Origin of the sequence: Aminobacter sp. MDW-2, from assembly GCF_014250155.1 — a bacterium.
In the GTDB taxonomy this organism is placed as follows: domain Bacteria; phylum Pseudomonadota; class Alphaproteobacteria; order Rhizobiales; family Rhizobiaceae; genus Aminobacter; species Aminobacter ciceronei.
Genome location: NZ_CP060197.1, coordinates 4,035,952 through 4,048,197, shown reverse-complemented (window position 1 = coordinate 4,048,197; position 12,246 = coordinate 4,035,952). Strand labels below are relative to the sequence as shown.

At 62.3% G+C, this 12,246-nt stretch carries 10 protein-coding genes; 8 read left to right on the top strand and 2 right to left on the bottom strand.

What is annotated here, in order from left to right:
• Positions 1-4: 4 nt before the first annotated feature.
• From H5P29_RS19970 to lpxB, 8 genes are all read left to right on the top strand, one after another.
• Positions 5-835, top strand: a complete 831-nt coding sequence (locus H5P29_RS19970) for a phosphatidate cytidylyltransferase (RefSeq protein ID WP_154386039.1) — start codon at positions 5-7, stop codon at positions 833-835.
• An 82-nt stretch (positions 836-917) separates the two neighbouring features.
• Positions 918-2,057 (top strand): RIP metalloprotease RseP, encoded by a 1,140-nt coding sequence (gene rseP / locus H5P29_RS19965; RefSeq protein ID WP_154386038.1) that lies wholly within the window; start codon positions 918-920, stop codon positions 2,055-2,057.
• A gap of 221 nt (positions 2,058-2,278) precedes the next feature.
• Entirely contained in the window at positions 2,279-4,648 is a 2,370-nt protein-coding gene (gene bamA / locus H5P29_RS19960; protein WP_154386037.1) for an outer membrane protein assembly factor BamA, read from the top strand.
• Positions 4,649-4,720: 72 nt separating this feature from the next.
• Complete coding sequence (gene lpxD / locus H5P29_RS19955; RefSeq protein WP_154386036.1) at positions 4,721-5,779, top strand: UDP-3-O-(3-hydroxymyristoyl)glucosamine N-acyltransferase; 1,059 nt, start codon at positions 4,721-4,723, stop codon at positions 5,777-5,779.
• Positions 5,772-6,236 carry a 3-hydroxyacyl-ACP dehydratase FabZ gene (gene fabZ, locus H5P29_RS19950; RefSeq protein ID WP_067962382.1) on the top strand — a complete coding sequence of 155 codons (465 nt, stop codon included), beginning with the start codon at positions 5,772-5,774 and terminating at the stop codon, positions 6,234-6,236. Before lpxD ends, fabZ begins: the two co-directional genes overlap by 8 nt.
• A gap of 11 nt (positions 6,237-6,247) precedes the next feature.
• Positions 6,248-7,081, top strand: coding sequence for an acyl-ACP--UDP-N-acetylglucosamine O-acyltransferase (lpxA, locus tag H5P29_RS19945; protein ID WP_154386035.1), 834 nt, complete (start codon positions 6,248-6,250; stop codon positions 7,079-7,081).
• Positions 7,068-7,961: an LpxI family protein gene (locus H5P29_RS19940; RefSeq protein WP_154386034.1), complete on the top strand. Its 894-nt coding sequence runs from the start codon at positions 7,068-7,070 to the stop codon at positions 7,959-7,961. The genes lpxA and H5P29_RS19940 overlap by 14 nt, the downstream gene beginning before the upstream one ends.
• Positions 7,958-9,121 carry a lipid-A-disaccharide synthase gene (gene lpxB, locus H5P29_RS19935; protein WP_154386033.1) on the top strand — a complete coding sequence of 388 codons (1,164 nt, stop codon included), beginning with the start codon at positions 7,958-7,960 and terminating at the stop codon, positions 9,119-9,121. Before H5P29_RS19940 ends, lpxB begins: the two co-directional genes overlap by 4 nt.
• A 103-nt stretch (positions 9,122-9,224) precedes the next feature.
• Here lpxB and gltA read toward each other — a convergent pair whose 3' ends face one another.
• Together gltA and gltX are read right to left on the bottom strand one after the other, a co-directional pair.
• Positions 9,225-10,514 carry a citrate synthase gene (gltA, locus tag H5P29_RS19930; protein WP_067962369.1) on the bottom strand — a complete coding sequence of 430 codons (1,290 nt, stop codon included), beginning with the start codon at positions 10,512-10,514 and terminating at the stop codon, positions 9,225-9,227.
• Between the two features lie 184 nt (positions 10,515-10,698).
• Positions 10,699-12,126 (bottom strand): glutamate--tRNA ligase, encoded by a 1,428-nt coding sequence (gene gltX, locus H5P29_RS19925; protein WP_185910412.1) that lies wholly within the window; start codon positions 12,124-12,126, stop codon positions 10,699-10,701.
• Positions 12,127-12,246 lie beyond the last annotated feature (120 nt).

The window sequence follows — 12,246 nt, the reverse complement described above, 5'->3', positions numbered from 1 at the left end:
TGCCATGAGCAATCTCCAGCTCCGGACAATTTCAGCGATCGTGCTGGCAGCTGCTGTGCTGTTGCTGACATGGCTGGGCGGGCTGCCGTTCAGGATGCTGACCGCGGCGATAGCGCTTGCCATCTTCTACGAATGGTCGCGCATGTCGCGGCCGAACAGCGAAACAGGGTGGGCCGGCGGCAACCTCAACATGCTGCCGGAAGTGTTCATCCTGATGTTCGCCGGCGCCCTGGTCGCGGGCATTCCGGCACTTGCGCTGATCATCCTGGCCGCTGTCTTCACGTTCATCCTGTGGGGGCTGGGCAAGCTGCGCAGGGCAGGGGCGTGGGAAGCTGCCGGCTTTGGCTATTCTGCGCTCTCCGGCCTGTCCCTTGCCCTGTTGCGCGGCGACGACGCGTCGGGCCTCGTCGCCATCCTGTTTCTGTTCGCGGTTGTCTGGGCGACGGACATTTTTGCCTATTTTGTCGGCCGCAAGGTCGGCGGGCCCAAGCTGGCACCGGCCATTTCGCCCGGCAAGACGCGCAGCGGCGCGGTTGGCGGCGCTGTCGGTGGTGTGGTTGCCGGACTGCTGCTCGCCAACTTTGCCGGTACCGGCAACTTGTTCCTCCTTGCCGTGATAGGCCTACTGCTTTCGGTGATCTCGCAGGCCGGCGATCTGTTCGAATCGTGGGTCAAGCGTCGGCATGGCTACAAGGATTCGGGGGCGCTGATACCCGGCCATGGCGGCGTGATGGACCGCGTCGATGGGCTTGTCGCGGCTGCATTTGCCCTATACGTCATCGGCTGGATGTCCGGTTCCGCCGACCATCCGGCTCAGGGATTGTTTCCGGCCTGAGCGACCAAGTTCAGGGGCGCAAGCCTCGGGCAAGGCGCGGTGCTGCACTTGAAGCGCCAAGGTATCTGGTTGAGGGCTTGAATTGAGCGAGTATCTTCCCGCGTTCCTGACTACGGATGGTCTCCTGATCGGTACCATCGTGCCGTTCCTGTTCGTGCTCACCATCGTCGTGTTCGTGCACGAGATGGGCCATTATCTGGTCGGCCGCTGGTGCGGTATCGGTGTAAAGGCCTTTTCGATCGGCTTCGGCCCCGAACTGCTCGGCTTCAACGATCGTCGCGGTACGCGTTGGAAGCTTTGCGCCATTCCCTTGGGCGGCTACGTCAAGTTCGTCGGCGACATGAGCGTCACCAGCAAGCCGGAGGGCGGCGGGGACGACAATCTCAGTGCCGCCGAACGTAAGATCGCGTTCCATACGCAACCAGTGTGGAAGCGCGCGGCGACCGTGTTCGCCGGACCGCTGTTCAACTTCCTGCTGACGATTGCCGTCTTCACTGTGCTGTTTTCGGCTTATGGCCGCTACGTCATGGAGCCGACGGTTGCCGAGGTGCGCGCCGCCAGCCCGGCGGCGAATGCCGGTATCCAGCCGGGCGACCGATTCGTCAGTGTCGACGGCCAGCCGGTGGAAACCTTCTCCGACGTCCAGCGCATCGTCTCGGGACGCGGTGGCGATCCGCTTACCTTCGTGATGATGCGCGACGGCAAGGAAGTCTCTGTTACGGCGACGCCCGAAATGATGGAGCAGAAGGACGCGCTCGGCAATTCGGTCAAGGTTGCAGTCATTGGCGTCGTCAACAATGAGGAGCTGGGGCAGCCCAGGCTGATCAGCTACAGCCCAGGCGGCGCATTTGTGCAGGCGGTTTCCGAAACCGGGCACATCATCGAGCGTACCGGTCAGTTCCTGAAGCGATTCGTCGTTGGCCGGGAGGACAAGTGTCAGCTCGGTGGACCGGTCAAGATTGCCGACATGGCCGGCAAGGCGGCCCAGCTGGGCTTCGTCTGGCTGGTGCAATTGGTGGCTCTTTTGTCGGTCGGCATCGGTTTTCTGAACCTTCTGCCGATTCCTCCACTCGACGGCGGCCACTTGGCGTTCTATGCAGTTGAAGCTGTCATCAGGCGCCCTGTTTCCGAGCGGGCGATGGAGGCTGTATATCGAGTGGGGATGATTCTCGTGCTGGCGTTTATGGGCTTCGTTTTCTGGAACGACCTGTTTGGCTGCTGAAATCATGAAGAAATTTGGGGCCGGCAAGGGGTCCGTTGAGAGGGCGTTTACCATCCGGGGCGGTATGCGTGACGCGAAAGTCACGCTCGCTGAGGAAGTAAGCGCAAATTAACCAGAAGCCTTGCGTGTAGGGAAAATCCAGTTATTACGGTACGGGAAATTACCGCGACGTCCGGTTTTCTCGCCGTGGGGACTTCGAGAAAAGGTTGTAAAGGCCGACTATGAAGGCAGCACTTAAGTTTGCGAGCGCCGCGTCCGCGGTTGCTCTTTCCGCCGCTCTAGCCATTCCAGGCGCAGTGGCGGTCCAGTTTGTTGCCGTGTCAGCCGCGCAAGCGGCGGTGGTCAACCGGGTCGAAGTGCGCGGCAATCAGCGCGTCGATGCGGATACCGTCCGCAACTACATCTCCATCAAGCCCGGCAAGTCGTTCTCGAACACCGATATCGACGACGCGGTGAAGGCGCTGTTCGGCAGCGGCCTGTTCTCCGACGTCCGCATCAACCAGGTCGGCTCGACGCTCGTCGTTCAGGTTTCCGAATATCAGGTCGTCAACAACGTGCTGTTCCAGGGCAACAAGAAGCTCAAGGACGCGGCACTCGGCGGCGCCATCCAACTCAAACCGCGCGGCGCATTTTCGCAGGCAGCGCTTGAGGCTGACACCCAGGCGATCAAGGAAGCCTACAAGCGCGTCGGCCGTGACGACGTCACCGTCGGCACCCAGATCATGGATCTCGGCGAAAACCGCGTGAACGTGGTGTTCGAGATCAATGAAGGCGGCCGCACGAAGATCGCCGCGATCAATTTCGTCGGTAACGACGCCTATGGCGATCGCCGCCTCGCAGATGTCATCTCGACCAAGCGCTCGTCGTTCCTGTCGTTCATGTTGCGTGACGACATCTATGACGAAGACCGCCTGCGCGCCGACGAGGAAGCGCTGCGTCGCTTCTATTTCAATCACGGCTACGCCGACTTCCAGGTTGTCTCCGCCTTCGGCGAACTCGACGAGGCGACCAACCAGTACACCATCACGATCACCGTTGACGAAGGCCAGCGCTACACGTTCGGCGATGTGTCGGTCGAAAGCAGCATCCCCGAGGTCGACGGCGCGAGCCTGCAGCGTCTCGTCGAGACGCGCAAGGGCGATGTTTACAACGCCAAGGACGTCGAAGATTCGATCATCGCGATCACCGAGAACGTTGCCGGCGCTGGCTATGCCTTCGCCAAGGTAACGCCGCGCGGTGACCGCAACTTCGAAAGCCGCACGATCTCGGTTGTCTACACCGTCGACCAGGGCGCCAAGGCCTATGTCGAGCGCATCGAAATCCGCGGCAACGAACGCACCCGCGACTTCGTGATCCGTCGCGAATTCGACGTCTCTGAAGGCGATGCCTTCAACCAGGTGCTGATCCAGCGCGCCAAGAAGCGCCTCGAGGCGCTAAACTTCTTCGAGCGTGTCGAAGTTTCGACCGCTCCCGGATCGCAGCCTGACCAGGTTGTGCTGGTTGTCGATCTGGTCGAGAAGTCGACCGGCGAGTTCTCGATTGGCGCCGGCTATTCGACCGGCGGCGACAATGCCGGTCCGTCGGTGGAAGGCTCGATCACCGAGCGCAACTTCCTCGGCCGTGGTCAGTTCATTAAGTTCTCGGCCGGTGGCGGCAAAAACTCGCGTGACTACAGCTTCTCGTTCACCGAGCCGTATTTCCTCGGCCGCCGTATTGCTGCTGGTTTCGACATCTATCGCCAGACCCGCAAGTATGACGACAAGTACCAGAGCGACATTACGGGTGGCACCATCCGTTTCGGCCTGCCGATCACCAACAACATCTCGACGCAACTTGCCTACAACATCGCGCAAGAGAAGTATGAGTATGATGAGGACTGTCTGAGCGGCGGTGTTCTTGACCCTGCGAAGTGCACGATCTCGCCGGCGATCAAGGATGGCATCGCCAACAGTCCGTGGATCAAGTCGTCGGTCAGCGGTACGCTGGTCTACAACACCATCGACGACATGAAAAACCCGCGTAACGGCATCTACGCCAACTTCACGACCGAAGTGGCTGGTCTTGGCGGCGACGCGAAGTTCGTCAAGTTCACGGGCCGTGCGAGCTACTATCAGACGCTGTCGGAAGAGCTTGATATCGTTGGCCTCGTATCGGCTGGCGCCGGTCACATCCAGGGCTTCGGCGACGACGGCCTGCGCGTCTTCGATCACTTCAAGAGCAATGATCGGATGATCCGCGGCTTCGAGTACAACGGCATCGGACCGTACGACAAGAACGGTGGCGACCATCTCGGCGGCACGACCTACTTCAATGCGTCTGCCGAAGCACAGTTCCCGATCCCGGTCGTGCCGGAGAGCTTCGGCCTGCGTGGCGCCGTCTTTGCGGATGCAGCGACGCTTTATGGTAGCAAGGTTAATGTCGCGGGCACCAACATCGTCTCGACTGACATGGAATTGCGTGCCTCGGTCGGTGTCGGTCTGCTCTGGGCTTCGCCCTTCGGTCCGCTGCGCATCGACTATGCGGTACCGGTCAAGAAGCTGGACACCGACAATACGCAGGAATTCAACTTCGGCATTTCGACCCGCTTCTAATTGCGTGGTACAACGTTTCCGGGCCGTCACGGCCCGGAAACTCTTTACCCGGCTTGGCTGGAACAGCATTTCATGACGGATCCGGTATTTTTTGTGCCGTCACGCCGCTACACGGTGGGCGAGGTGGCCGGCCTTACCGGCGCGACGCTCGTCGACCCCAAACATTCCGAAATCGCCATCTCGACCATCGCAGCGGCAAGCAGTGGTGGCGATGGCGCTTTGGTGTTTGTCGACGGCAAGCGCAACGCAGCACCGCTCAAGTCGCTGCATGCGGCCGCTGTCCTGTGTACGGCCGATGTCGCCGACCTTGTCCCTGATGGCATTGCCATTCTCGTTTCGCCGCGTCCGCAGCAGGCCTTTGCCCGCATCGGCAGGCTAATTTATCCGGATGCCGAGCGCCCGGTAGGTGTGAGCGGTGAAGCAGGCATTTCGCCATTCGCCCACATTGATCCGACCGCTCATGTCGAGCCAGGCGCCGTCATTGAGGCTGGTGTGGTGATCGGCCCGAACGCGGCAGTCGGCAGCGGGACTGTGGTATCCGCTCATGCGGTCATCGGTCGTTCGACCCAGATCGGCCGCGATTGTTATGTCGGTCCGCACAGTTCGATCCAATATGCGTTGATCGGCAATGGCGTGATCATCCACGCCGGCGCCCGCATCGGCCAGGATGGCTTTGGTTTCGCCGGCGGTGCGCGCGGTCCTGAACGCATCCCGCAGATCGGCCGCGTCATCATCCAGGACAATGTCGAGATCGGCGCCAATGCGACGGTCGATCGTGGCGCGATGTCGGACACGATCATCGGCGAAAACTCCAAGATCGACAATCTCGTCCAGATCGCCCACAACGTGCGCATTGGCCGCAATTGCGTTATTGCGGGGCTGACGGGTATTTCGGGCTCGGTTGTCGTCGGCGACAACGTGATGATGGGCGGCGGCGTCGGCCTGGCCGATCACCTGACCATCGGATCGGGGGCGCAGCTGGCAGCGCGCAGCGGCCTGATGCACGACGTGCCGGCAGGCGAAGTTTGGGCAGGATTTCCTGCAAAACCGATGAAATTGGCAATGCGCGAGTTCGCGTTGATCAGAAAAATGGCCATGGGAAAACCAAAGGGGGGTGGGAGCAGTGACTGACCAGGCGACCAGGACACTCGAAGCCGTCGATATCCTCGGCCTGCACAAGCTGCTGCCGCATCGTTACCCGTTCCTGCTGATCGATCGCATCGTCGACATCGACGGCGACGATTCCGCTGTCGGCATCAAGAACGTCACCTTCAACGAACCGCACTTCCAAGGGCATTTCCCGGGCCATCCGGTCATGCCCGGCGTGCTGATCATCGAGGCCATGGCACAGACGGCGGGCGCCATCTGCCTGCGGCTGGTCGTCGACGAAACACCGTCGCTTGTGTACCTGATGACGGTCGACGGCGCCAAGTTCCGCAAGCCGGTCGTGCCGGGAGACCAGCTCCGCATTCACGTCAAGAAGATCAAGAAGCGCGGCAACATCCTGAAGTTCGCCTGCGACGCGCAGGTCAATGGTGCGACCGTAGCCGAAGCAGAGGTGGCCGCGATGATGGTGCCCAAGGAATAAGCAACAACTCCATGACTGAAACCTTTATCCATCCTGCCGCTGTCGTCGAAGCCGGTGCACAACTGGGTGCAGGCGTCCGCATTGGTCCTTTCTGCCATGTCAGCGCTGATGCCGTCATCGGTGACCGCGTCGAACTGATGAGCCATGTCGCGATCCTGGGTGCAACGACGCTTGGCGAAGGCTGCACGGTGTTTCCGCAGGCAACGCTTGGCGCTGCTCCGCAGAACAACAAGCACAAGGGTGGCCGGACGACGCTCACTGTCGGCAAGAATTGCACGATGCGTGAAGGCGTGACCATGCATGTCGGCACCGACACCAGTCGAGGTGCCACGACCGTCGGCGACAACGGGCTGTTTCTCGCCTATGCGCATATTGCGCATGACTGCATCGTCGGCGACAACGTCACCATGGCCAATGTCGCGACCCTCGGCGGGCACGTCGAAGTCGGCAACAACGTCACGCTTGGTGGCCTGTGTGCCGTCCATCAGATGACGCGTATCGGTCACCATGCCTTTGCCGGCGGTGGCGCGATCATTGATGGCGACATCATCCCCTATGGCATGGTGATGGGCAATCGCGCCCGCCTGCGTGGGCTCAACGTCATCGGCATGCGCCGCTCCGGCCTGCCGCGCGCCGAGATCTTCGCCTTGCGCAAGGCCTACAAGATGATCTTCGACCCAACCCGTTCGGTGGCCGAGAGCATCCCGCTAGTCGAACGCGAATTCGCCGGCTCGCCCATCGTGCGTGACGTCCTGGATTTCATCCAGGCGCGCGGCAAGCGCCACTTCACCGTGCCGCCGCTCAGAAACGCCGTCGCCGAAGACGCCGCCGATGACGAAGGCTGACGGCGGAAAGAGGATCAACCTTTCCGCGACCGACCGGATTGCTGTCGTTGCCGGCAGCGGTCGGCTCCCGGTCAATGTCGCCGACAGTCTCGCCGAGGCCGGGCACAAGCCTTTCATCGTTCTGATTGACGGTGAGACCGATCCCGGCACCAGCCTCTGGAGCTATGCCGGCGAGCGGCTTGCCATCGAGCAGTTCGCCTCGCTGGTGCCTTTGCTCAAGCGCCACGACATCACCCATTGCGTGCTTGCCGGTGGCATCAGCCGTCGCCCGGTGTGGCGGGCCATTCGCCCCAGCATCGCCCTGCTGCGTGTCCTGCCGCGCGCGCTTGCAGCGCTTGCCCGCGGCGACGACGGCCTGCTGCGCATCCTGGTCAAGACGATCGAAGACAACGGTATCAAGGTCGTCGGCGCACATCAGGTCGTTCCGGAGCTGCTGGCCGTGGCCGGCAGCATGGGGGCGCTGGCGCCTCAGCAGAGTGACTGGGACGACCTTCGGGCAGGCCAGGAGGCCGCACGCACGATCGGTGCGCTTGATATCGGCCAGGCGGCGGTTGCCATCGGCGGGCGCGCCATCGCACTCGAAGGCATCGAGGGCACAGACCTGTTGCTCGAACGCGTGCGCGAGCTACGCGACAATGGCCGCATTGCCGGGCGAAAGCGCGGCGTTCTGGTGAAATGCGCCAAGCCGAACCAGGAACTGCGTGCGGACTTGCCGACAATCGGCCCAGCAACGGTCGATGCTGCGCATGCAGCGGGGCTTGCCGGGATCGGCATTGAGGCCGGACGCTCACTGGTGCTCGACTATGGCGAGGTGGTCGAACGCGCCGACAGGCTCGGCTTGTTCGTCATCGGCCTGTCCGGCGAGGGAAATGAGCGATGACCCAGCCACCGCTCAAGATTGCCATCGTCGCGGGCGAGGAGTCGGGCGACCTGCTCGGCACCGATCTGGTGCAGGCGCTGCAGCGCTTGAGCGGGCGCGAGGTCAGGCTTGTCGGCACTGGCGGCCGGCATCTGCAGGAGCTTGGCCTTTCGCCGCTGTTCAATGCCAGCGAGATCGCATTGATGGGACTGACGGCGGTCATTCGCGACCTGCCGCGCCTGATCAGGCGGATTGGCCAGACCGCCCGTTTCGTCGCGGCCGAAAAGCCGGATTGCCTTGTGACCATCGACAGCCCGGATTTTTCGCTGCGCGTTGCCAGGAAGGTGCGGGCGCTCGATCCCACCATTCCTATCATCCATTACATCTGCCCGAGCGTCTGGGCCTGGCGACCGGGGCGGGCCAAGGCGATGAAGCCGCATGTCGACGAGGTGCTGTGCATCCTGCCGTTCGAGCCGGCCGAACTGGAGCGCCTGGGCGGCCCACATGGTACATTTGTCGGCCATCGCCTGGCGACCGATCCGGGCATCGCCATTGCCGCGGCGATGCAGGAGGGAAAGGCCAATCCGGCGCCTGACCGCGAGAAGACGCTTCTACTTTTGCCGGGATCGCGCCGCAGCGAAGTGCGCAGCCTGATCGGTCCATTTGGTGAGACCGTTTCGATCCTGCGCGCACGCGGCCATCGTATGCGGCTGCTCTTGCCGACGGTGCCGCATGTCACCGGCCTCGTCGAAGAGGCTGTCTCCACCTGGCAGCAAAAGCCGGAGATTATCCTCGATCCGCAGCACAAGTGGCAGGCCTTTGGCGAAGCCGACGCAGCCCTGATCGCATCGGGCACGGTGTCGCTGGAACTCGCGCTTGCGGGTGTGCCGATGTTGTCGTCCTACAAACTCGACACGCTGGCGCGGATGATCCAGAGCATGGTCACGGTGTGGAGTGCTGCACTGCCCAACTTGATTGCCGACAGGCCGGTCGTGCAGGAAAACTACAACGAATATGTGCGCCCGCAATGGATGGCGCGCTATGTCGAAGGCCTGTTCGAGGATGGCGCCCTTCGACGCTGGCAGAAAGACGGTTTTGCCGAAATTGCCAGGCGCATGGCGACCGAACGGTCGTCGGGCGAGATCGCTGCAGAAACGGTTCTCAAACACATCACGAAATGAAAAACACCCGCCGAGGCAATGGCCTGGCGGGTGTTTTTCAAGTCGTTCGCAGCTTCGAGCTGCGACGGCGCCGCGCGCCTGAACGAACGCGGCGCTGAAAGGCTCAGCGCTTGGCGATCGGCACGTAGTCGCGTTCGGTGGCGCCGGTGTAGAGCTGGCGCGGACGGCCGATCTTCTGGCGCGGATCCTCGATCATTTCCTTCCACTGCGCGATCCAGCCAACGGTGCGGGCAAGCGCGAACAGCACGGTGAACATGGTGGTGGGGAAGCCCAGCGCCTTCAGCGTGATGCCTGAATAGAAGTCGATGTTCGGATACAGCTTCTTCTCGATGAAATACTCGTCGGTCAGCGCGATGCGCTCGAGTTCCATTGCCACGTCGAGCATCGGATCGTCCTTGATGCCGAGCTCGCCCAGCACTTCATGCGTGGTCTTCTGCATGATCTTGGCGCGCGGATCGTAGTTTTTGTAGACGCGGTGGCCGAAACCCATCAGGCGGAACGGATCGTTCTTGTCCTTGGCGCGGGCGACGAACTCGGGAATTCGGTCGACGTGGCCGATCTCGCTGAGCATGTTGAGCGCTGCTTCATTGGCGCCGCCATGTGCGGGGCCCCACAGGCAGGCGATTCCGGCGGCGATGCAGGCGAACGGATTGGCACCCGACGAGCCGGCGAGGCGCACGGTCGAGGTCGAGGCGTTCTGTTCGTGGTCGGCGTGCAGGATGAAGATGCGCTCCATGGCGCGGGCCAGCACCGGGTTGACCTTGTACTCCTCGCACGGCACGGCAAAGCACATGTGCAGGAAGTTGGCGGCAAAGTTCAGCTCGTTCTTGGGGTAAATGAACGGCTGGCCGATGTGGTACTTGTAGGCCATCGCGGCGATCGTCGGCATCTTTGCGATCAGGCGGATCGAGGCGACCATGCGCTGGTGCGGATCGGAGATGTCGGTCGAGTCGTGATAGAAGGCCGACAGCGCGCCGACCACGCCGCACATCACCGCCATCGGGTGTGCGTCGCGGCGGAAGCCGGTGAAGAAGCGCGACATCTGCTCGTGCACCATGGTGTGGCGCGTGACGCGGTAGTCGAAGTCGTCCTTCTGCGCCTTGGTCGGCAGTTCGCCGTAGAGCAGGAGGTAGCAAACTTCGAGAAAGTCGCCGTGCTCGGCGAGCTGGTCGATCGGATAGCCGCGGTGCAGCAGGACACCGGCGTCGCCGTCGATGAAGGTGATTTCCGATTCGCAACTTGCGGTGGAGGTGAAGCCCGGGTCGTAGGTGAATGCGCCGGTCGTTGCGTAGAGCGATGCGATGTCGATCACATCTGGTCCGACCGTTCCGCCGCGGACCTTGAACTCGTGGGTCTGGCCGCGGAACTCCAGTTTGGCGGTCGAATCAGTCATCGCATACTCCTTAGTGCTGAGTTGCCGCCTTGCGCGGCGCAATCGTCATAACAAGGCAACCCATTAGGCCCGGAACGCTTGAACTCGCTTCCCAGCTTTCCCGCTGCTTTCAAATTGACCTGTTGCCGCAATGTTGCACCGCAACAGCCTCATTTCAATGCAAAACTAGGAAAGCACTGCTGACCTAATCGATTTGATCAAAAATGCGGGCTAGACTTTCGTCGCGCCCTAGAACGGCGAGCACATCGAACACTCCGGGGGAAGTGCTCTTGCCCGTCAGGGCGGCCCGCAAAGGCTGCGCCACGCCGCCCAATTTCAGATTTTCGCGGCCGGCAAACTCGCGGATCGCGGCCTCTGCATTGGCCGCCGTCCAGTCGGCGGCAGCGACCGTCGCGAGCGCCGCATGCGCGCCCTTGAGGATATCCTTGGCTGGGCCGGCGAGCAGGCCGGCGGCCTTCTCATCGAGCGGCAGCGGACGCTGGGCAAACAGGAAGCCTGCGCCGTCAGCCAGTTCGATCAGCGTCTTGGCACGCTCCTTGAGGCCCGGCATGGCGGCAAGCAGCTGTGCCTTGCGCGTGTCGTCGAGCCCGCCGAGGATGGCATCGCCGCCGGGCAGATAGGGCAAGGTGACAACGAAGATGTCGAACAGCTTCTTGTCGTCCATCTGGCGCATATGAACGCCGTTTAGCGCCTCGAGCTTGGCAAAGTCGAAGCGTGCCGCACCCTTGTTGACGTCCTCGATCTCGAACCAGCTGATCATGTTCTCGATGCTCATCACCTCGTCGTCGCCATGGCTCCAGCCGAGGCGGGCGAGGTAGTTGAGCAGGGCCTCAGGCAAATAGCCCATGGCGCGATAAGCATCGACGCCGAGCGCGCCATGGCGCTTGGACAGTTTTGCGCCGTCCGCACCATGGATCAGCGGGATATGCGCCATCACCGGCACGTCCCAGCCCATGGCGTTGTAGATGACGGTCTGGCGCGCGGCGTTGGTCAGGTGGTCGTCGCCACGGATGATGTGGGTGACGCCCATGTCGTGATCGTCGACGACGACAGCATGCATGTAGGTCGGTACGCCGTCCGAACGCAGGATGATGAAATCGTCGAGATCCTTGTTGGGAAAGCGCACATCACCCTGCACGCGGTCGAGCACCAGCGTCTCGCCGTCCTGCGGCGCCTTGATGCGAATGACCGGCTTGACGCCAGCCGGCGCCTCGGACGGGTCGCGGTCGCGCCAGCGGCCGTCATAGCGTGGCGGCTTGCCCTCGGCGCGCGCCTTCTCGCGCATCTCGGTCAGCTCTTCCTGCGAGGCGTAGCAATAATAGGCTTTGCCCATGCGCACGAGTTCTTCGGCCACCTCGCGATGGCGCGGCGCACGCTCGAACTGCGAAATCGGCTCACCCTCCCAGGTCAGGCCGAGCCAGGTCAGGCCCTCGAGGATCGCGGCAGTTGCGGCGTCGGTCGAGCGCTCGCGGTCGGTGTCCTCGATACGCAGCAGCATGGTGCCGCCGGTGTGGCGGGAATAAAGCCAGTTGAAGAGAGCGGTACGCGCGCCACCAATGTGCAGATAGCCGGTGGGCGAGGGGGCGAAGCGGGTGACGACAGGCATAGCGATTTCCAAGGGAAGCAGGGCGCTTGGCCGAAAACCGGCGGCGCATGGCGTTTGTGTGCGGTTGATGTAGCATAGAAGGTCTGGGGCGCAAGAGGCAGGCCCGATGGGCGACCGCATGCGGGA